This window comes from Pseudomonas sp. S2_E01, from assembly GCF_054668365.1.
Genome location: NZ_CP162762.1, coordinates 5,430,541 through 5,451,271, shown reverse-complemented (window position 1 = coordinate 5,451,271; position 20,731 = coordinate 5,430,541). Strand labels below are relative to the sequence as shown.

Genomic DNA, 20,731 nt, shown 5'->3' with positions numbered 1-20,731 from the left:
CGATGGGGCAGGGTCAGGCACTAAAGAAATCAGCTATTCAGCGAAAAAACGGCACATCCCCCAACACCGTCGCCCGCTGCATCACCCGCCGCGCCGGGCGGTAATCGTCCACCGCGTAATGCTGGGTCACTCGGTTGTCCCAGAACGCGACATCGTCCTGCTGCCAGCGCCAGCGAATGGTGAATTCCGGACGGGTGGCGTGGGCGAACAGGAATCTTAAAATCGTCTCGCTCTCGGTGTCCGACAGTTCGTTGATGCGCGAGGTGAAGCCTTCGCTGACAAACAGCGAACGACGCCCGCTCACCGGATGGGTGCGAATGACCGGATGTGACAGCGGCGGGTTCTTGCGCCGGGTTTCTTCCCATTGCGCCAGTGCCTCGGGAGTGTTGCCGTAGCGCTCCAACGGAAACGAGCGGGTGAAATCGTGAGTGGCGGTCAGCCCTTCGAGCAGGCTTTTCATCGGCGCCGACAGCGCTTCATAGGCGGCAATGCCACTGGCCCACAACGTGTCGCCGCCATACTCCGGGAGCAGTTTTGCGCTCAACACCGCCCCCATCGCAGGCGTCGCAAGGAACGTGACGTCGGTGTGCCAGATGGCGTTGTCGCGGACGTCGGTGACGGCGGTGTCGAGGATCAGTACCTCGGGTTGTTCCGGCACGTTCGGGTAGATCGGGTGAATGTGCAGGTCGCCAAAGTTGGCGGCAAAACGTGCCTGCTGTTGCGGGGTGATTGGCTGGTTGCGGAAGAACAGGACCTGGTGTTCGAGCAGTGCTTGTTCGACGGCATTGCGCTGTTCCACGGATAACGGCTGGCTGATGTCGATGCCGCTGATTTGTGCGCCAAGGGCGGAGCTCAAGGGGGTGATGTTCAGGCTGCTCATGGTAGTTCTCGTCGAATTCGGGGTGTGCCACTTTTCTGTAGGAGCGAGCTTGCTCGCTATGGCGGTGAATCAGGCACAGTTGTGCGGCTGAGACTCCGCTATCGCGAGCAAGCTCGCTCCGACATGGGGAGTTCGTTGTTCAGTGTTCAATGCGCCTGGCCATGCCATGGCACCAGTTTGCGTTGCAGTGCACGCAGGCCCATTTCGAGGGCGAAGGCGATCAGGGCGATCACCAGAATTCCCAGCACCACCACATCGGTGACCAGGAACTGCGCAGCCGACTGCACCATGAAGCCCAGGCCGCTGGTAGCGGCGATCAGTTCGGCGGCGACCAGCGTCGACCAGCCGACGCCCAGGCCGATGCGCACGCCGGTCAGGATGTCTGGCAGGGCGCTCGGCAAAATCACATGCCGAATCAGTTGCACGCGGGTTGCGCCAAGGGACTGCGCGGCGCGCAATTTCGCCGGGTCGACGGTGCGCACGCCGGTGGCGGTGGCGATGGCAATCGGCGCGAAAATCGCGAGGTAGATCAGCAGGACTTTCGACAGCTCGCCGATGCCGCACCAGATCACAATCAGCGGCAAATAGGCCAGCGGCGGAATCGGGCGATAGAACTCGATCAAAGGGTCGAGGATGCCGCGTGCAATGCGATTGGCCCCAATCGCGATACCGACGGGCACGGCGGTCAACACCGCGAAGCCCAGGCCCAGGCCAATCCGACCGAGGCTCGCGCCCAAGTGTTGCCACAACGTGGAATCCATGTAGCCGGAGGTTGCCAGTAGCCAGCCTTTTTGCAAGACGGCGGCCGGTGGCGGCAGGAACAAAGGTTCGATCAGCCCCGTAGCAGTGACAGCCCACCACAGGACAAGCAATGCAATCAGGGTCAGGACACTGATCCAGCGTGTGCTCAGACTGCGCCGAAGTGCAATGACGGTTGCGTCGGGTTTGACCGCGACGGCTGGAATCTCATAGCTGCTCATGCGCGCTCCTGCAGCAAAACCGCGCTGCGTTGCGAGAACACTTTGCCCAGAACGTGCTCGCGGGTTTCGATGAAGCGTGGGTCGGACTTGATCGAGCGCGCCGACTCACCGGCTGCGTAGCGCAGGCCGAAGTCCAGGTGCAGGCGCTCGACGATTTGCCCGGGGTTGGGCGCCAACAGAATCAGGTCCGTGGCGAGGAACACCGCTTCTTCGATGTCATGGGTAATCAGGAACACCGGTTTGGCGGCGCGTTGCCACACCTGCAACAGCAGCTCCTGCATTTGTTCGCGGGTGAAGGCATCAAGGGCGCCGAAGGGTTCATCCATCAGCAAAACACGTGGGTCGGCGGCCAGGGCGCGGGCCAGGCCGACGCGCTGCTTCTGTCCACCGGAAAGCTGCCAGATGCGCCGATGTTCGAAACCGGACAGGTCAACCAGCGTCAGCATTTCCCGGGCGCGCGCTTCGCGTTGCTCCCGGGGTACGCCGGCCAGTTCCAGGCCGAAACCGACGTTGGTCAGCACGTCCTGCCACGGCAGCAAGGCATCGTCCTGAAACACCACGCCGCGCTCGGCGCTTGGGCCTTTGACCGGCAAACCGTCGAGGGTGATGCGCCCGGCGCTGGGCTTGACGAACCCGGCAATCAGGTTCAACAGCGAAGTCTTGCCACTGCCGGACGGCCCGAGGGCCACCAGCAACTGCCGGGGGCCCAGGCTCAGGGAAATGTCCGCCAGCACCGGTTCCGGGCTGCCGGGGTACTGTGCGCTGATGCGCTCCAGTTGTAGCAAGGCCATCGCGATGTACTCCCGATCAGTTGGTGATGAACTTGGCGCTGACGAAGGGCGCGTAGTCCGGCAGCACGGCCTCGACCTTGCCTTGCTCCTTGAGGAACACGGCGGTGTCGGTGATGGCTTTGGTGGTCGGTGCGCCCAGGCTGCTCACCTGATCAGCCGCCAGCGGGTAGACGTTGCCTTGCAGCAGCAGAGGGATGTCGCTGGCCTTGGCACCGGACAGCTTCACCAGCTTGTCGACGTTGCTCTGGTTGGCGAGCCAGGCTTGCGGGTCCTTGCGGTATTCGGCGTAGGCGTCCAGGGTGACTTTGGCGAATGCGGTGACAATCTCCGGGTGCTTCTCGGCGAAGTCCTTGCGCACGATCCAGGCGTCGAAGGTCGGTGCGCCGAACTTGGCCAACTCACCCGAGGTGATCAGCACCTTGCCGTTTTCCTTGGCTACGCCGAGCGCCGGGTCCCAAACATAGGTGGCGTCGATGTCACCGCGTTTCCAGGCGGCGACGATGGCTGGCGGCGCAAGGTTGAGCACGGTGACTTTCGACGGGTCGATGTTCCAGTGCTTCAACGCGGCCAGCAGGCTGTAGTGTCCAGTGGATACGAATGGCACGGCGATTTTCTTGCCGACCAGATCCTGAGGCGTCTTGATCCCGGAACCGTCACGCGCGACCAGGGCTTCGGCGGCGCCGATCTGGGTGGCGATGAGGAAGGTTTGCACCGGGACCTTGCGGGTGATGGCGGCGGTCAGGGGGCTGGAGCCGAGATAGCCGATCTGCACGTCACCCGAGGCAATGGCGGCGATGATGTCGGCACCGTTATCGAATTTTCGCCAGTTGATGTCGGCTTTGGTGGCCTTTTCGTAGGCACCATCGGCCTGAGCGACTTTGGCCGGGTCGACGGTGGTCTGGTAGGCGACGGTGAGGTCGGCCGCCTGAGCAAACAAACTCGCCGCGGCCAGCGAAGCGGCCGCCAGGAGGCGAAGGGGGAAATGCAGTTTCATGGGAAAGCTCCTTGTCAGGCGACCGAGGATCGGCGTGAGAAGGAGACTAAATGATCTAAGAATTCTAAAATAAATAACTTTTTAGAATTAGCTTAGCGTTGGTGGATTTTAGGCGTGAAACCCATCGCGAGCCTGCTCGCGATGGGGGCTGCAAAACCCAAGTGGATCAGTTGCTGATCGCCAGAATGCTCGCCTGGTACGCCCCGACGAACACATCGAAATCGCCGACTTCGTGCTGTTCCAGCTCCACCTGCTCGGCCAGCGACGCCCGCGCGCGTTCTTCGAATGCTGTCTGGTCTTCGAGGCTCAGCGGCTCGCTGCGGAAGTACTCAGCGTGAGCCTGGCTCTGGCGCAGGGAGAACTGGGCGAAACTCTCCTTGTGCTCTGCCATGGCGGCCAACACCTGGGCCGAAGGGGTCAAGGACGAATCCCTGACCTTGGCCAGTTGCGCATCCAGCGCCTTGCTGTGGGCATCGCCGCCATGGCTCTGATCCAGCAATGCCGCCAGCGGCGCAATCTTCTCCAGCAACTCACCCGCCCATTCCTTGAGCGCGACCGGTTGACCGTCACGCTGCAGTTGCAGGCCGGGGCGGCGACCTTCCTTGACCACGCTGAGAAAGTTCGATGTCGCGTTGCCGCACGAATTGTTGGTCAGCAGCGGGCTGTCGTTGAGCGCGCAATACAGCAGGAACGCGTCAATGAAGCGTGATTCGGTGAGATCGATGCCCATCGGCAGGAACGGGTTGATGTCCAGGCAACGCACTTCGACGTACTGGATGCCACGGGCCATCAGGGCCTGGATCGGCCGCTCGCCGGTGTAGGTCACGCGTTTCGGGCGGATGTTGGAGTAGTACTCGTTTTCGATCTGCAAGATGTTGGTGTTGAGTTGAACCCACTCACCGTCCTGATGAGTTCCGATCTCTACATACGGCGCATACGGCGTGGCTACTGCCTGGCGCAGGCTGTCGGTGTAGCTCGCCAGATCGTTGTAGCACGGCGTCAGGCCGGCCTGGGCGTTGCTCTGGTAACCCAGGTCACTCATGCGCAGGCTGGTGGCATACGGCAGGTAGAGCGTGTCCGGGTCCAGTTGTTCCAACTGGTGCGAACGACCGCGCAGAAAACCGGCATCGAGCGCTGGCGAAGCACCGAACAGGTACATCAGCAGCCAACTGTAGCGACGAAAGTTGCGGATGAGGGCGATGTAAGCCGACGACTGATAGTCGCGATCGGTGCCGACAAAACCTTCGGTTTCCTTGAGCAGCGGCCAGAGCTTTTCCGGCAGGGAAAAGTTGTAGTGAATCCCGGCGATGCACTGCATGGTCTTGCCGTACCGCAGGGCCAAGCCCTTACGGTAGACATATTTGAGCTGGCCGATGTTGGAGGTGCCGTAATAGGCGATCGGGATATCTTCCTCGGCCGGCAGCGGGCACGGCATCGACGGACTCCACAGGTACTCGTTGCCGAGCTTGCTGTAGGCAAAACGATGAATCTTGTCCAGGCTCGCCAGGGTGTCCGCCGGGTCGGACAGGGCCGGAGTAATGAACTCCAGCAGCGACTCGGAGTAGTCGGTGGTGATCTGTTCGTTGGTCAGCGCGGAACCCAATTCTTCGGGGTGCGGCGTTTGCGCCAAGCGTCCTTCGCTGGTCACGCGCAGGCATTCACGTTCGATGCCGTGAAGGCACTGTTCGAGCAGAGAGAGGTTAGCGCGCTCGCCAAGCAGGGCCAGGCGGCGGTTGAGAAGTTCGCTCAAGTTGGATTCCTTCACGCGTCAGTCGCCCCAATATGGGGGTGGGCAGGACGGTCTACAAGGGTGAAGTTAAAACTGGCGTTTTCGCCTGGTTTTTGTCGCTGTTTGATCAAAATTTGCACAGTCCCCACCTCCTGTAGGAGCGAGCTTGCTCGCGATGCGGAGTATCAGGCGCCATTGTGCTGACTGACACACCGCATCGCGAGCAAGCTCGCTCCTACAGGGACGGGCTTTGTAGCGAAATTAACTCAAATTGATGGCGACTAGCTACAGCACAGCGAACGTGCCTTGTGCTTTTGCGACCAGTTTGTCGCCCTGCATCACCTCCGCCTCGACCACCAACGTGCGGCGGCCCGGGTGAATCACCCGCGCCGTGCACATCACTTCACCGTCGCTAACCGCGCGAATGTAGTTGATCTTGCATTCGATGGTGGCGCTCTGCTGGTCAAAACCGTGGGTACTGGAGCACGCCAACCCCATGGCAATGTCCACCAGACTGAACAACGCCCCGCCATGCAGCTTGCCGCCGCGATTACGCAGCGGCGGCTCAAGTGCCAGGGCGACTTGCGCTACCCCGGCTTCCAGGCTGTGCAAACGACAGCCCAGCAACTTGAAAAACGCGCTTTCGGTCAGCCCGGCCGGGATGTCCATCAACGCTTTTTCAACTGCTTGGCGTTGGCGAACAACGAAGCCATGGCGTTGTTGGCCGGGGCCGCCGCCGTGGTTTCCTTGCGCGGTGCGTTGTTCGACGACTGACGCGGCGCCGAACCCGGACGCGAGCCACGGGCACCGTCGACTTTTTCGCCTGGTGTGTCGCCCATGCGCATCGACAGGCCTACGCGTTTGCGCGGGATGTCGACTTCCATGACCTTCACTTTCACCACATCGCCGGCTTTCACCGCCTCGCGCGGATCCTTGATGAACTTCTCCGAAAGTGCAGAGATGTGTACCAAACCGTCCTGATGCACACCGATGTCGACGAATGCGCCGAAGGCGGTTACGTTGGTGACTACGCCTTCGAGAATCATTCCAGGCTGCAGGTCCTTGAGGTCTTCGACGCCTTCCTGAAACTCCGCAGTCTTGAACTCCGGACGCGGGTCGCGGCCTGGCTTCTCCAATTCTTGCAGGATGTCGGTGACCGTCGGCAGACCGAAGGTTTCATCGGTGTACTTCTTCGGGTCGAGGCGCTTGAGGAAACCGGCGTCACCGATCAGGGAGCGGATATCGCGGTCGGTTTCAGCCGCTATGCGTTGTACCAGTGGATAGGCTTCCGGGTGAACCGCCGACGAATCCAGCGGATTATCGCCGTTCATCACGCGCAGGAAACCGGCTGCCTGTTCGAAGGTTTTCTCGCCCAGGCGAGCGACTTTCTTCAGCGCTGCACGGGTTTTGAACGCGCCGTGCTCGTCTCGGTGGCTGACGATGTTCTGCGCCAACGTCGCGTTGAGCCCGGAGATGCGTGCCAGCAATGCGACGGAAGCGGTGTTTACGTCCACACCCACGGCGTTTACGCAGTCTTCGACCACGGCGTCCAGGCCGCGCGCCAGTTTCAGCTGCGATACGTCGTGCTGGTACTGGCCGACACCGATGGATTTCGGATCGATTTTCACCAACTCCGCCAGTGGGTCCTGCAAACGACGTGCAATCGACACCGCGCCACGGATCGACACGTCGAGGTCCGGGAATTCCTTGGCCGCCAGTTCCGATGCCGAGTACACGGATGCGCCGGCCTCGGAAACCATGACCTTGGTCATTTTCATGGCTGGGTATTTTTTGATCAGCTCGATCGCCAGCTTGTCGGTCTCACGGCTGGCGGTGCCGTTGCCGATGGCGATCAGGTCCACCGAATGCTTGGCGCACATGGCAGCCAGGATTGCGATGGTTTGGTCCCACTTGTTGTGCGGCACGTGCGGGTAGACGGTCGCGTGATCCAGCAGCTTGCCGGTGGCATCGACCACGGCAACCTTGCAGCCGGTGCGCAGGCCCGGGTCCAGGCCCAGGGTCGCGCGTGGGCCGGCCGGGGCCGACAGCAGCAAGTCGTGCAGGTTGTGGGCGAACACGTTGATCGCTTCGGTTTCCGCGCCGTCACGCAGCTCGCCGAGCAGGTCGGTTTCCAGATGGGTGTAGAGCTTGACCTTCCAGGTCCAGCGCACCACTTCGCCCAGCCATTTGTCGGCCGCACGGTTCTGGTTCTGGATGCCGACGTGCTGGCCGATCATGCCTTCGCACGGGTGCATCGTGCCTGGCAATTCATCACCCACTTTCAGCGCGGAGCTGAGGATGCCTTCGTTGCGGCCACGGAAAATCGCCAGGGCGCGGTGCGACGGCATGCTTTTGAGCGGTTCGTCGTGTTCGAAGTAGTCGCGGAATTTGGCGCCTTCCTCTTCCTTGCCGGCAATCACGCGGGCACTGAGGATGGCTTCCTGTTTCAGGTAGTTGCGCAGCTTGTCGAGCAGGCCGGCGTCTTCGGCGAAGCGCTCCATGAGGATGTACTTGGCACCTTCGAGGGCGGCCTTCACATCGGCCACGCCTTTTTCAGCGTCGATGAAGCGGGCGGCTTCGGTGTCCGGGGTGAAGGTCGGGTCGTTGAAGAGGCTGTCCGCCAGCTCGCCGAGGCCAGCTTCCAGGGCGATTTGGCCCTTGGTGCGGCGCTTCTGCTTGTACGGCAGATACAAGTCTTCGAGACGGGTCTTGGTGTCGGCGAGCTTGATGTCGCGCTCCAGTTGCGGGGTCAGTTTGCCCTGTTCCTGGATGCTGGCGAGGATGCTGATACGCCGTTCGTCGAGTTCTCGCAGGTAACGCAGGCGCTCTTCCAGGTGACGCAGCTGGGTGTCATCGAGACTGCCGGTCACTTCTTTCCGGTAACGGGCGATGAAGGGAACGGTTGAACCTTCATCGAGTAGCGCGACGGCCGCTTCGACCTGTTGTGGGCGTACGCCGAGTTCCTCGGCGATGCGGCTGTTGATGCTGTCCATAAAACCACCTGACAAATTGTGAAAGCAGACTCGCTGGCACGTAAACAGGGCTCGGCGAGTCTGGTTGAGCGGCCTGGCGAGCACCGCTGCCTGGATCAACAGGCATCCCGTTGACCCGTGAAATCGAACAATTACTGCGGCGGCCAGAAAGATAAACGAGAGCCGCGGCAACAGGAATCAGGCATCGCCTGACACAAATGGCCGCGCATTATAACCAGCGTTCTGTCATTCGGGTGCATCACGGGGTGTAGGCACAATGCCCGTATTTCTGGCGGTGAAGGAAAAATCTGCTAACAATGCACACGGTGCGTATAACGGCAGCTACGCCATAATGCGCGCCGAGATCAAAGGAGCATCCAATGAGCAGCACTGCAAACATTGCTGAAGGCGAAAAAATTCTAATCGTTGACGACGACCCGGGGCTCAGCAGCCTGCTGGAGCGTTTTTTCGTCAGCAAGGGCTACCGCGCACGCGCTGTCCCGAACACCGAACAAATGGACCGCCTGCTGGCGCGTGAAGTGTTCAACCTGGTTGTCCTCGACCTGATGCTGCCCGGTGAAGACGGTCTGACCGCCTGCCGCCGCCTGCGCAGCGCGAACAATCAGATTCCAATCATCATGCTCACCGCCAAGGGCGACGAGCTGAGCCGTATCAAGGGCCTGGAATTGGGCGCCGACGATTACCTGGCCAAGCCGTTCAACCCGGACGAGCTGATGGCCCGGGTCAAGGCGGTTCTGCGTCGGCAGTCGGCCCCTGTGCCAGGCGCGCCCGGCAGCGAAGAGGAAAGTGTGACCTTCGGTGACTATGAATTGTCCCTGGCCACCCGTGAACTCAAGCGCGGTGCGGAAGTGCATATGCTGACTACCGGCGAGTTCGCGGTACTCAAGGCATTGGTGATGAACGCGCGTCAGCCACTGACCCGTGACAAGCTGATGAACCTGGCCCGTGGCCGTGAGTGGGATGCGCTGGAGCGCTCCATCGACGTGCAGATCTCTCGTCTGCGTCGGATGATCGAACCTGATCCATCCAAGCCGCGTTATATCCAGACCGTCTGGGGTGTTGGCTACGTGTTCGTTCCGGATGGCGCCGCCACCAAGTGATTGGCGATTTGTAGGAGCGGGTCATGCGGACGCAGTTGTCCGCAGACTCGCAATCCGCAATGTGCGAGCATCGCTCGCTCCTGCAAGTGTGTAGCGGTTATCCATGAAAACCCCCGTGTGGTTCCCCCAGAGTTTCTTCTCCCGCACCCTGTGGCTGGTGCTGATCGTCGTCCTGTTCTCCAAAGCATTGACCCTGGTTTATCTGCTGATGAACGAAGACGTGCTGGTGGACCGCCAATACAGCCACGGCGTTGCCCTGACGCTGCGTGCCTATTGGGCTGCCGATGAAAACAACCGTGACAAGATAGCCGAGGCCGCGACCCTGATCCGCGTGGTCGGTGCCGGTGTGCCGGAAGGCGAGCAGCACTGGCCTTATAGCGAGATCTATCAGCGCCAGATGCAGGCGGAGCTGGGCGCCGACACCGAGGTACGATTGCGCATGCACTCGCCGCCAGCGTTGTGGGTTCGGGCCCCAAGCCTGGGCGATGGTTGGCTGAAAGTGCCGCTATACCCGCATCCGCTGCGCGGCCAAAAAATCTGGAACGTGCTCGGTTGGTTCCTCGCCATCGGTTTGCTGTCCACTGCGTCGGCGTGGATCTTCGTCAGTCAGCTCAACCAACCGCTCAAGCGTCTGGTATACGCCGCCCGGCAACTTGGCCAGGGCCGCAGTGTGCGCCTGCCGATCAGCGATACGCCCAGCGAGATGACCGAGGTGTATCGCGCCTTCAACCAGATGGCCGAAGACGTCGAACAGGCTGGCCGCGAACGTGAGCTGATGCTGGCGGGGGTCTCCCACGATTTACGCACACCGCTGACCCGGTTGCGCCTGTCGCTGGAGTTGATGGGCGACCGCACCGACTTGACGGACGACATGGTCCGCGACATCGAGGACATGGACGCGATTCTCGATCAGTTCCTGGCGTTTATCCGCGACGGCCGCGACGAGTCGGTGGAAGAGGTCGACTTGACCGACCTGGTGCGTGAAGTCGCCGCGCCGTACAACCAGAACGAAGAGAAAGTCAGGCTTCGTCTGGAGCCGATACAGCCATTTCCATTGCGCCGGGTGTCGATGAAGCGCCTGCTCAACAACCTGATCGGCAATGCCCTGCATCACGCGGGCAATGGCGTGGAAGTGGCGGCGCATGTGTCCGGCGATGTGAATGCACCATACGTGGTACTGAGCGTGATGGACCGTGGCGCCGGGATCGACCCGGCGGAGCTGGAAGCGATTTTCAATCCGTTTACACGGGGTGATCGTGCCCGGGGTGGCAAGGGCACCGGCTTGGGCCTGGCAATCGTCAAACGCATCGCTTCGATGCATGGCGGCAACGTCGAGCTGCGCAACCGCGCCGGTGGCGGGCTGGAAGCGCGGGTGCGGTTGCCGTTGGGGTTGATGTTGCCCAGGGATGCGGTATAGGAGCAGCTTCGAGCTGCAAGCTACAAGCGGCAAGAAAAAGCCGAGCATCTCGCCGCTTCATCTTGCAGCTCGAAGCTGCTCCTCAACCCTTTCCTTTGGTCCGGGTCATGTTCGGCCCACCATTCTTCTCCAAATGCTCGATGATGATGCCCGCCACATTCTTCCCGGTGGTGGTCTCGATTCCTTCGAGGCCCGGCGACGAGTTCACCTCCATCACCAACGGGCCGTGATTGGAACGAAGGATATCCACCCCCGCCACCGTCAGCCCCATCACCTTGGCGGCGCGCAACGCGGTCATGCGTTCTTCCGGTGTGATCTTGATCAGGCTGGCGCTGCCACCGCGGTGCAGGTTGGAGCGGAATTCCCCTGGCTTGGCCTGGCGCTTCATGGCGGCGATCACCTTGTCGCCGACCACGAAGCAACGGATGTCCGCGCCGCCGGCCTCCTTGATGTACTCCTGAACCATGATGTTCTGCTTGAGGCCCATGAACGCCTCGATCACCGACTCCGCCGCCGTCGCGGTTTCACACAGCACGACACCGATGCCCTGGGTGCCTTCCAGCACTTTGATCACCAGCGGCGCGCCGTTGACCATGTCGATCAGGTCGGGAATGTCATCCGGGGAGTGGGCAAATCCTGTCACCGGCAAGCCGATGCCCCGGCGTGACAACAACTGCAACGAACGCAGCTTGTCCCGGGAGCGGGCGATGGCGACGGATTCGTTGAGGGGAAACACCCCCATCATTTCGAACTGACGCAACACGGCGCAGCCGTAAAACGTCACCGACGCGCCGATCCGCGGGATCACTGCGTCGAAACCTTCCAGCGGCTTGCCGCGGTAGTGGATCTGCGGCTTGTGGCTGGCAATGTTCATATAGGCGCGCAGGGTGTCGATCACCACCATTTCATGTCCACGTTCAGTACCGGCTTCGACCAGACGACGAGTGGAATACAGACGCGGGTTCCGCGACAGCACAGCGATCTTCATGCAACACCTGTGGAGGAGGTAGATACCGGGAACACCGGCTTGTCTTGTACATATTTGACGCCCGGGCTGACTACCAACTGGCCGTCGATCAGGGCTTTGGAGCCAAGCAGCAGGCGATAACGCATGGATTTGCGGCAGGCGAGAGTGAACTCCACCCGCCATACCCGATCACCGAGGGCCAGGGTGGTGCTGACCACGTAACGCTTTTGCGCATGGCCGTTGGAGCTTTTGATGGTTTTCATCGTCACCAGGGGCGCCTCGCAACGCCTGTGACGCAATTGCACCACCGTGCCAAGGTGTGCGGTGAAACGCACCCAGCTTTCGCCATCGCGCTCGAACGGCTCGATATCGGTGGCATGCAGGCTCGAGGTGCTGGCGCCAGTGTCGATTTTGGCGCGCAGGCCCGCCACTCCCAGATCTGGGAGCGCCACCCACTCGCGCAGACCGACAACGGTCAAATGGTCAAATGTCTTCAATAGGGAAAAACCGACGGTTAACGCTTCCAGGCGTCAGGCGATACCTGAGCCATCGCTTTGAATGCGGGCCTGGCGAACCAGTAGCCCTGCATCAGATAAATTCCACAATCCGCCAGGAAGTCGCGCTCCCCAGCGCTTTCGATGCCTTCGGCAACGACTGTAACGTCCAACTCCGCACAGATTGTGACAATCCCCCGAACGATCACCTGTCGAACGCGGTCGCGGTCCACATCGCGGATCAAGGCCATGTCGAGCTTGATCAGGTCCGGCTGGAAGTCAGCCAACAAGTTGAGCCCGGAATGACCCGCGCCGAAATCGTCGATGGCAGTCTTGAAGCCGAATTCGCGGTATTCACGCAGAATATTAGTCAAATGGCGATAGTTATCTACGTGCTCGTTTTCCAGGGTTTCGAAAATCAGCCGATCAAGCGGAAAATTGTGTTTTCTCGCCGCTTCCAGGGTGCTGCGAATGCACAGTTCAGGACGGTACACGGCATTTGGCATGAAGTTGATCGACAAGTGTGTCTGCATGTTGATACCGGCCGCACCTTCGATGGCGCGCGTCCGGCAGAGCTGATCGAAGCGGTAGCGATTGGCGTCTGTGACCTGTTCGAGTACGGTCAGCGCACCTTCTCCGGCAACGCCGCGCACCAGGGCTTCATGGGCAAAGATCGACTGATCCCTGAGGTCGACGATCGGTTGGTAGGCAAAGGCGAAGTCGAAATCCAGGGGCTCGCTTTGCTGGCAGCCCCGGCAACCGCCCTGTGGCGATGTCAATGAAGATGGAAATTGGGTCACTCGATCACTCCATGCCGTGGTCCGGCTTAGTCGACAGTCTATCTGGAGAGCCGAGTTCTTGCGCCCGACAGAAACGGTAGTACAGTTCTGACTATTGGCGGAGAGAGGAATTCAAGTGGCACAAAAAAGCGAAGAGGACGACAAGGTTCGTCTCGATAAATGGTTGTGGGCGGCGCGTTTCTATAAAACTCGTGCACTGGCCAAGGCCGCGATCGAAAGCGGCAAGGTGCATTGGCGAGGCGAGCGCTGCAAGCCGGGCAAGGAGCCGCGGGTGGGTGATGAGTTCGAAATTCGTACCGGTTTCGATGAACGCACGGTTGTGGTTCAGGCGCTGTCGATCGTGCGCCGTGGTGCGCCCGAAGCGCAGGCGCTGTACGCCGAAACCGAGGCCAGTATCGCCAAGCGCGAAGCCGCCGCGGCGATGCGCAAGGCAGGAGCGCTGGGTGTCAGTACCGATGGCAAGCCGAGCAAGAAGCAGCGGCGCGATTTGTTCAAGTTTCGCGGGAGTAGCAACGAAGAGTAGGCCTGTTGTTCTGTGGTGCTCGGGCCGCCGCTTTCGCGGGCAAGCCCGCTACCACAAGAGCGAGGCATGCTTGTATGTGGGAGCGAGCTTGCTCGCGATCAAGTGCGCAGCACTCGCTCAACTCAACCGCTACGCACCACACTCATGCGCGACACCAGCGGCAGCTTCTCCAGCAACCCAAACAGCGGCGCGGTCACCTTCAGCAAAAACGTCGATACGTGATAGGCCAACGGCGTGTAATACCCCCAGCCCAACGCCCACACTGCCATCAACACGCCACCGATGTAATCGTCCTGGCCCCAATGCGCACCGGCTACCAGCCGCGGCATCATGAACAGCACCGCAAGGGCCCAGATCACCACGGTCTGCCAGGCCGTGCGGCTGAAAACGGTCATGAACAGTGCCCAGATCAGCAGCACCGAAGCGTGATCGCCCGGGAAGCTCTGGGTCGAGCGGTCCTTCAACTCCCAGCGGGCTTCAAGCCCCGGGAAGTAGTTGCTCATGCGGACGGCGCTGTCGATCATCATCGACGGGCTGCTGTGCTGCCAGCCCATGTAGCCGGTCAGCTTGGAGAACAGCATGCGGATGAACAACAGCAACAGCAGAATGCCGAAGAAACCGAAAAACGCCTGACGCACGTCGCCCGTCTTGAACACCCAATCGCCCTTGATCAGCAAGGTCAACAGAATCACCCCGACCACAGCGTCGAAAGGTCGCAGACTTGCAATTGCCCAAACGTGGAGCCATATCGGGTTAGTGGCCAGTGGAGAATTGAGCAGGTGAAACAGCCACTCGTCGAAAAGCACACACAACATCTGGCCCGTAGGCCATAACCAGAAGGCCAGCAGTGCCACTGGCACGAGATTGCAGAGCGCCAACCGGCGCAAGTTCCACCTTGCTTGGAACAAACCCGGATTGTTCATAAAATGCCTCCCTTGGCGAAACACCGCGCACCGACAGGGTGCTACGGGGGGCGCAATCTTCATGCTTTGTCATCATTTTGTCATTACTTCAGATACCCAGACCTATGACCGATTTACCGGATACCGATTACACCCAACGCTTCATCTTCGATGACAGCGACACCCGTGGCGAACTGGTTTCGTTGGAGCTCAGCTACGCCGAAGTCCTCGCCAAGCACGCCTATCCGGAACCGGTCGCGCAACTGCTCGGTGAGTTGATGGCCGCGGCGTCGTTGCTGGTCGGTGCCATGAAGTTCGATGGCTTGTTGATTCTCCAGGCCCGCTCGGAAGGCCCGATTCCCCTGCTGATGATCGAATGCTCCAGCGAACGGGAAATCCGTGGTCTGGCCCGTTACGAGGCGGACCGGATCGCCCCGGACGCGACCCTGGCCGACTTGATGCCCGACGGCGTACTGGCGCTGACTATCGACCCTCGCCAGGGCCAGCGCTATCAGGGCATTGTCGACCTGGATGGCAAAACCTTGTCCGAGTGCTTCACCAACTACTTCGTCATGTCGCAACAGGTCGGTACGCGTTTCTGGCTTTACGCCGATGGCCGTCGCGCCCGTGGCCTGCTGCTGCAGCAATTGCCCGCCGACCGCCTGAAAGACGAAGAAGACCGCGCGGCCAGTTGGCAGCACCTCACGGCCTTGGCCACTACCCTGACCGCCGATGAACTACTGAGCCTGGACAACGAAACCGTCCTCCACCGGCTGTATCACGAAGAACAGGTTCGCCTGTTCGATGCGCAGCGTTTGCGCTTCCGTTGCAGCTGCTCGCGCGAACGTTCTGCCAATGCGCTGGTCAGTTTGGGTCTTGAAGATGCGCAGGATCTGGTCGTCGAACACGGTGGCAACATCGAGGTCGATTGCCAATTCTGCAACCAGCGTTACCTGTTCGATGCCGCCGACGTTGCTCAATTATTCGTCGGCGCGGGTGTTGAGACGCCGTCAGATACCCGTCACTAAAACGGTTCAGCGCAGGTAAATTCACTGGTTTGTGCCGGAATAACGCCGTTACGACGGGAGGGCCCTACTTTTTTTGGGCGTTTCTGGCATAATCCGGCCCACTTTTTTCGCGGTAGTAGTGCACGACTTTCTACTACAACACGTTTGGAGCACTCGGCCACTGGCCGACGGGGAACCTCATGACGCAAGCCAATAACGCCGTGTACACCGATCTGAGTGTCGATGAACTCGTTAAAGAAGCCCTGAACCGCGGTGAAGGCGAGCTTGCCGACACAGGCGCGCTGGTGGTTCGTACCGGTCACCGTACCGGCCGTTCGCCAGTTGATCGTTTCATTGTTGAAGAGCCGTCCACTCAGGACGCTATCGCCTGGGGCCCGATCAACCGCAAGTTCCCCGCCGACAAGTTCGATGCCCTGTGGGCTCGCGTCGAGGCGTTCAACAATGCGCAAGAGCACTTCGTTTCCCACGTTCATGTAGGCGCGGCGGCCGAGCACTACCTGCCCGTGAAGATGACCACCCAGACTGCCTGGCAGAACCTGTTCGGTCGTTGCCTGTTCATCAACCCCGAGCAGTTCAACCCGGCGGGTCGTGATGAGTGGCAAATCCTCAACGTGGCCAACTTCGAGTGCGTGCCTGAGCGTGATGGCACCAACTCCGATGGTTGCGTGATCCTCAATTTCGCCCAGAAGAAAGTGCTGATTGCTGGCATGCGTTACGCCGGTGAAATGAAAAAAGCCATGTTCTCCGTGCAGAACTTCCTGCTGCCCGCTGCCGACGTGCTGCCTATGCACTGCGCGGCCAACATCGGCGAAGAGGGCGACGTGACCCTGTTCTTCGGTCTGTCCGGCACCGGCAAGACCACCCTGTCGGCCGATGAAAGCCGTTACCTGATCGGTGACGACGAACACGGTTGGGGTGAAGGCGTTGTCTTCAACATGGAAGGCGGCTGCTACGCCAAGTGCATCGACCTGTCCGAGAAGAACGAGCCCGTCATCTGGAAAGCCATCAAGCATGGCGCGGTACTGGAAAACGTCGTGATCGACGATGCCAAGCACGCCGACTACGCCGATGTCAGCCTGACCCAGAACAGCCGCGCGGCTTACCCGCTGGAGCACGTTGCCAAGCGTTCCGAAGCGAACCTGGGTGGCGAGCCGAACGCTGTGATCTTCCTGACCTGCGACCTGACCGGCGTACTGCCGCCAGTGTCGATCCTGAACAACGAGCAGGCGGCCTACCACTTCCTGTCCGGTTACACCGCGCTGGTCGGTTCGACCGAAATGGGCTCGGGCGGCGGCATCAAGTCGACCTTCTCCACCTGCTTCGGCGCACCGTTCTTCCCGCGTCCGGCTGGTGAATACGCTGAGCTGCTGATCAAGCGCATCAACGGTTTCGGCTCCAAGGTCTACCTGGTCAACACCGGCTGGACCGGCGGTGGCTACGGCGTCGGCAAACGCTTCAACATTCCGACCACTCGCGGCGTGATCGCAGCGATCCAGAGCGGCGCGTTGATCGGTGCCGAGACCGAGCACCTGGACACCATCAACCTCGACGTGCCAAAAGCCGTACCGGGCGTTGAGACTAACCTGCTGAACCCGCGTAACACCTGGGCCGACAAGGCCGCCTACGACGAAGCCGCCAAGGCATTGGCCGGCCTGTTCATCGAGAACTTCAAGAAGTTCGACGTGAGCGACGCCATCAAGGCTGCAGGTCCGAAGTTGTAAGATCGACATGCCGCACTGAAAAGCCGCCCTCAGGGGCGGCTTTTTTGTGCGCGATCCCTCCTGAAGGCCTGTGGCTCAAGTCTTCAGGTGCAAAACGAACGCCCCGACCAACACCAGCACCACACCCAACACCTGGACTTTGCCCAGTCGCTCCTTGAAGAAGACATACCCCAGAATCGCCGCGATGCCTCCGGACAGTGTACTGATCACGGTCACCACCGAAACCGAGCCTGCCACCGCACCCCAGGCGAACGACGAGAACCCACCCAGGTTCATCAGGCTGGCGCCGGTCAGGGTCAGGCAGTTTTTCAGGGCTGGAATTTTCAGCCCGTCCTTTAGCCTCAGCACGATGACCACCAGCACGATCAAGCCGATCAGGTACGCCAGCCACAGCATCATCACCGGCCCCAAAGCCGGGAGCACGAAATGGCCCTGCAGCCAGAAACTGGTGCCGTAAAAAAACGCCGCCAATAGCGCATAAGCAATCGAGCGGCTGGCCTGGGTGCTGTGCGGGATCTTCGAGTCGTCATGGATGCTCGACAGCACCACCCCGGTCACGCAGAGGGCAATGCACAGCAGTTGCAACAAGCTGATCTGTTCGCCGCCGGCCCAGGACAACAATGTGGTCACCACACCATAAGACGTCACCAGTGGCGCAACAATGGACGCCTTGCCCAGGGCGAACGCTTTGGACAAGGCCAGCGCCCCGGACACCGTCAGCGCAGCGGCGACCACGCCGAACAGCCAGACCTCCACGGATGCTGACATCGACTTGAGAATGAGCATGGGACATGCAACCAGCAGCACGCTCATGATGCTGAAGCCCAATGCCTGGCCAAAAAACACCGCACGCTTGACCCCCACCGCACGGGCATTCATACCCACCAGAAAATCCGTACCGCCCCAGAGCACGGCGGCCAACAACCCCATCAGTACGTCCAAACCAAGTCCTTATCGTTGTGCGTCGGCGCGTTGCAAGCCTTCAAGCGCTTCGGTGTCCCAGCGTTGGGCCTTGATCGCCCGATAGAGCATGTCGAGGGCGACTTTACGCTACAGACATCATTTCCGTGCGTTTAACTGCTGGCGGGCGACATCCAGCAGCTCACTCCCATCCTGGGTCAACAGGTACAACGCGCTGACAATGTTAGGTATGTCACTGGCGTCAGCCTGTTTGAAACACAGGCAATACAGGGTTTCGAGCAGGTCGCTGGCGGCGCGGATACGTTGGCGGGCGGCATCGAGAATTTCGTGGGGGTCGACATCGGTATCGATGACCAGCACCGGGGTGTCGCTGTAGCTGGATTTGAGGGGGCGATAGCGGGGAGTGCGTGCATCAGGCATGTTCATCGAGGCAATCCTTTGGAGAGTCTGGCAGTCTCGCCGGTGGGCCGATTCACTGTCGGCCGCAGGAAAACTATGAAGCGCCAGGCACCCAGCGGCAAGACGGTCGCAATCGACAGCGCTCGTAGGGGGTTTTACTGGTTTTTACGGAATGGCCCTACATAGGCTGATGGTTTTCCACAGTTAAACCCCTATAGGTGAAATATCCCTCGGGTTTGTCAGGCGGATAGCCGAAAACCCCTGTATGGTGCGCGCCAAATGATGTGGGACATTTCGCTGATGTCCGCTGGCACAAAAGGGAATCAAGGATGAACTGGCTACGAATGGCCTCGGTTTTGTTGTTGTGGGCAGGTGTATGGCGCGGGGCGGGTGCGGCTGATTTGGCGAACTCGACGATGCTTGCGAACATGGATCGTGCGGCGTGGCCGGACGCGCTCGCCACTCAGGCTGAGAGGGACACCGCGTCCCGAGCCGAGGTATTGGTGTTCGGCAAGGCACTGTTGGCCAGTGAGGCACTGGACGAACAAGGATTGAAGCAGCGCCTGGGTGTCCAGGCGCTGAAGCTCAAGTCCGTGCGGCAGGTGCGCGACGGGGTGTGGGACCGGTTACTGACGACCTACCGCCACGCCAGCCAGAACTGTGACGGCGAATCGTTTTGTCCACGTGCGCGAAGCATCGCGGATTTGCGTCAATTGGCAGCTGCGTTCACCGGCAACATCAGCCAGGCCCACACTGCCTGGGTGAGCAAGAGTCAGGCCCTCCACGAACAGTCGCTGAATGAACAATTGCGGGTGGCGGTGTTGGTGCCCTAGCGCTGCTGCCACCCGTCTCTTGCCCGATTCAGTTGACCACGGGTTGCGGATCCTGGCGCGAGGCCGCCTCAAGATCCATCAACCCACGACCGTAGGCCTCGCTGTTGGCGTAGATGCCCGTTCGGTTTGCCGTGGCCAGCAGACGTTCGCGTACCTGCTGCGCGGTCATTTGCGGATAGCGGCTATGCAAGGCGGCCAGCGCACCGCTGACCATCGCGGTCGCCGGGGAGGTGCCGGCGGTGCGTACGTATTTGCCATCTTTGCTGGTGGTCAACAGCCCCTGTTCACCCGCATCTCCCCCGGGAACCGCGATGCACCAGGCCGCCGCGACGCCGCAATAGTTGGATTTGGCGTTGATGGCCGTGCCGTCGGCCTTCAGCGCGACCACCGCGATCCAGCCTTTCTCCAGTTCGGGAAGCGCGAGCGGCAAGCCAGGTTCGGCCAATGGTTCTCGCTTGAGCTCGTTACCGGTCGGGAACACGAACACCGCGCCATCCTCGACCATGTCCCTGGCGACCTTCAATGACTCTGGCATGACCTGGTTGTAGCGCGCTTCATTGATCTCTGTCGCCGGTATGGCATTGGCCCACGAGTTGTTGATGATGAACGCGCCATGATTGAATCCGTATCGCCAGGATTTGGCGATCTCGCTGTCGAAGAAAAACGGCTCGTTGTTGTCGCCGAAGCGATAAGGGATCAGTTGGGCATTGAAGGCCACGCCATGCATGCCCTGGTCATCCTTGTTGGCGGCGAGAATACCGGCCATCTGGGTGCCGTGACCGACCCGGTCGGTGGTGCCAGGGCGGTCCTCGACAAAGTCATGACCGGGGTTGGCGACTCGGCCCTCGAATTCCGTCAACGTCTGGTTCAGGCCCGAGTCGACCAGCGCGACGATCTTGCCCTGCCCGGTCCCCCCTCGCGCATACAGGCTTGAAGCCTTGACCACCGCCAGGCCTTGCTGGCCCCTGTATTCGATGGTTTCGAAAGGGGTCGTATCGAGGGATGGCTTTGCGGGGGTTGTCAGGCATCCGCTTAATAAAAGAGGCAGAGAAAGTGCAGGGAGGAATGGCAACAAGGGGTGGCGAGGCATGATCGTTCCTTCAAGAAGTATCCGCAGACATCAGGTTGTTCACGGCGCGGTGCGCGCTGAGTTTTTTGGAAGCTGAACCTTAACGGCGGAAGGGGTAGGCACGTCATGGAGGCCAAGTGCCCCGTGTGTTTCAACCTGTGGCCGAGGCGTGGTCTGGCGGACGCGGTAT

General features: G+C 60.6%; 20 protein-coding genes. 6 read left to right on the top strand and 14 right to left on the bottom strand.

From position 1 onward, the window contains the following. Nucleotides 1–37: 37 nt before the first annotated feature. The 7 genes from tauD to AB4O36_RS25085 form a co-directional block, all read right to left on the bottom strand. A complete protein-coding gene (gene tauD / locus AB4O36_RS25115; protein WP_460119095.1) occupies nucleotides 38–880 on the bottom strand; it encodes a taurine dioxygenase in 843 nt (280 codons plus the stop codon). 146 nt (nucleotides 881–1,026) lie between these two features. Beyond that, a complete protein-coding gene (tauC, locus tag AB4O36_RS25110) occupies nucleotides 1,027–1,860 on the bottom strand; it encodes a taurine ABC transporter permease TauC (RefSeq protein ID WP_460119093.1) in 834 nt (277 codons plus the stop codon). After that, the gene (tauB, locus tag AB4O36_RS25105; RefSeq protein WP_460140527.1) at nucleotides 1,857–2,651 is read right to left on the bottom strand and encodes a taurine ABC transporter ATP-binding subunit; all 795 of its coding nucleotides are present in this window, start codon (nucleotides 2,649–2,651) and stop codon (nucleotides 1,857–1,859) included. The genes tauC and tauB overlap by 4 nt, the downstream gene beginning before the upstream one ends. 16 nt (nucleotides 2,652–2,667) lie before the next feature. Then, nucleotides 2,668–3,645 (bottom strand): taurine ABC transporter substrate-binding protein, encoded by a 978-nt coding sequence (gene tauA / locus AB4O36_RS25100; protein WP_460140526.1) that lies wholly within the window; start codon nucleotides 3,643–3,645, stop codon nucleotides 2,668–2,670. Nucleotides 3,646–3,811: 166 nt separating this feature from the next. After that, complete coding sequence (gene gshA / locus AB4O36_RS25095; RefSeq protein ID WP_460140525.1) at nucleotides 3,812–5,395, bottom strand: glutamate--cysteine ligase; 1,584 nt, start codon at nucleotides 5,393–5,395, stop codon at nucleotides 3,812–3,814. Between the two features lie 264 nt (nucleotides 5,396–5,659). Beyond that, nucleotides 5,660–6,043, bottom strand: a complete 384-nt coding sequence (locus AB4O36_RS25090) for a PaaI family thioesterase (RefSeq protein ID WP_460119086.1) — start codon at nucleotides 6,041–6,043, stop codon at nucleotides 5,660–5,662. Further along, nucleotides 6,043–8,367: a Tex family protein gene (locus AB4O36_RS25085; RefSeq protein ID WP_460140524.1), complete on the bottom strand. Its 2,325-nt coding sequence runs from the start codon at nucleotides 8,365–8,367 to the stop codon at nucleotides 6,043–6,045. Before AB4O36_RS25085 ends, AB4O36_RS25090 begins: the two co-directional genes overlap by 1 nt. A 359-nt stretch (nucleotides 8,368–8,726) precedes the next feature. On the opposite strand from AB4O36_RS25085, the gene ompR reads away from it, so the two are divergent. Together ompR and AB4O36_RS25075 are read left to right on the top strand one after the other, a co-directional pair. Then, nucleotides 8,727–9,467, top strand: a complete 741-nt coding sequence (gene ompR / locus AB4O36_RS25080; protein WP_192307465.1) for an osmolarity response regulator transcription factor OmpR — start codon at nucleotides 8,727–8,729, stop codon at nucleotides 9,465–9,467. Nucleotides 9,468–9,570: 103 nt separating this feature from the next. Then, nucleotides 9,571–10,884 (top strand): ATP-binding protein, encoded by a 1,314-nt coding sequence (locus AB4O36_RS25075; protein ID WP_460119081.1) that lies wholly within the window; start codon nucleotides 9,571–9,573, stop codon nucleotides 10,882–10,884. A gap of 82 nt (nucleotides 10,885–10,966) precedes the next feature. Here the strand turns inward: AB4O36_RS25075 and rimK are convergent, their stop codons facing one another. Genes rimK through rimA form a run of 3 tightly spaced genes read right to left on the bottom strand, consistent with a single transcriptional unit; the run spans nucleotide 10,967 to nucleotide 13,145 of the window. Beyond that, a complete protein-coding gene (rimK, locus tag AB4O36_RS25070; RefSeq protein ID WP_065257794.1) occupies nucleotides 10,967–11,872 on the bottom strand; it encodes a 30S ribosomal protein S6--L-glutamate ligase in 906 nt (301 codons plus the stop codon). Next, a complete protein-coding gene (rimB, locus tag AB4O36_RS25065) occupies nucleotides 11,869–12,348 on the bottom strand; it encodes a retropepsin-like aspartic endopeptidase RimB (protein WP_460119079.1) in 480 nt (159 codons plus the stop codon). The genes rimK and rimB overlap by 4 nt, the downstream gene beginning before the upstream one ends. A gap of 17 nt (nucleotides 12,349–12,365) precedes the next feature. Then, on the bottom strand, nucleotides 12,366–13,145 hold the full coding sequence (gene rimA, locus AB4O36_RS25060) for a S6 modification regulatory phosphodiesterase RimA (protein WP_460119077.1): 780 nt from the start codon (nucleotides 13,143–13,145) through the stop codon (nucleotides 12,366–12,368). Between the two features lie 115 nt (nucleotides 13,146–13,260). Here rimA and AB4O36_RS25055 point away from each other — a divergent pair, with 115 nt between their 5' ends. Then, entirely contained in the window at nucleotides 13,261–13,668 is a 408-nt protein-coding gene (locus AB4O36_RS25055) for an RNA-binding S4 domain-containing protein (RefSeq protein WP_460119075.1), read from the top strand. A gap of 122 nt (nucleotides 13,669–13,790) precedes the next feature. On the opposite strand, the gene AB4O36_RS25050 is transcribed toward AB4O36_RS25055, so the two are convergent. Further along, the gene (locus AB4O36_RS25050) at nucleotides 13,791–14,591 is read right to left on the bottom strand and encodes a phosphatase PAP2 family protein (protein ID WP_460140523.1); all 801 of its coding nucleotides are present in this window, start codon (nucleotides 14,589–14,591) and stop codon (nucleotides 13,791–13,793) included. Between the two features lie 104 nt (nucleotides 14,592–14,695). On the opposite strand from AB4O36_RS25050, the gene hslO reads away from it, so the two are divergent. After that, nucleotides 14,696–15,598 (top strand): Hsp33 family molecular chaperone HslO, encoded by a 903-nt coding sequence (gene hslO / locus AB4O36_RS25045; RefSeq protein ID WP_460119072.1) that lies wholly within the window; start codon nucleotides 14,696–14,698, stop codon nucleotides 15,596–15,598. Nucleotides 15,599–15,777: 179 nt separating this feature from the next. Continuing rightward, nucleotides 15,778–17,319 (top strand): phosphoenolpyruvate carboxykinase, encoded by a 1,542-nt coding sequence (locus tag AB4O36_RS25040; protein WP_460119070.1) that lies wholly within the window; start codon nucleotides 15,778–15,780, stop codon nucleotides 17,317–17,319. 75 nt (nucleotides 17,320–17,394) lie between these two features. Here AB4O36_RS25040 and AB4O36_RS25035 read toward each other — a convergent pair whose 3' ends face one another. Both AB4O36_RS25035 and AB4O36_RS25030 read right to left on the bottom strand, forming a co-directional pair. Further along, nucleotides 17,395–18,249, bottom strand: a complete 855-nt coding sequence (locus tag AB4O36_RS25035) for an EamA family transporter (protein ID WP_460142175.1) — start codon at nucleotides 18,247–18,249, stop codon at nucleotides 17,395–17,397. A 129-nt stretch (nucleotides 18,250–18,378) separates the two neighbouring features. Continuing rightward, the gene (locus tag AB4O36_RS25030) at nucleotides 18,379–18,666 is read right to left on the bottom strand and encodes a hypothetical protein (RefSeq protein ID WP_460140522.1); all 288 of its coding nucleotides are present in this window, start codon (nucleotides 18,664–18,666) and stop codon (nucleotides 18,379–18,381) included. A gap of 302 nt (nucleotides 18,667–18,968) precedes the next feature. Between AB4O36_RS25030 and AB4O36_RS25025 the strand changes: the two genes are divergently transcribed. Continuing rightward, nucleotides 18,969–19,472 (top strand): polysaccharide deacetylase, encoded by a 504-nt coding sequence (locus AB4O36_RS25025; protein ID WP_460140521.1) that lies wholly within the window; start codon nucleotides 18,969–18,971, stop codon nucleotides 19,470–19,472. 28 nt (nucleotides 19,473–19,500) lie between these two features. On the opposite strand, the gene AB4O36_RS25020 is transcribed toward AB4O36_RS25025, so the two are convergent. Further along, nucleotides 19,501–20,562: a S8 family peptidase gene (locus AB4O36_RS25020; protein WP_460140520.1), complete on the bottom strand. Its 1,062-nt coding sequence runs from the start codon at nucleotides 20,560–20,562 to the stop codon at nucleotides 19,501–19,503. Between the last annotated feature and the right edge of the window lie 169 nt (nucleotides 20,563–20,731).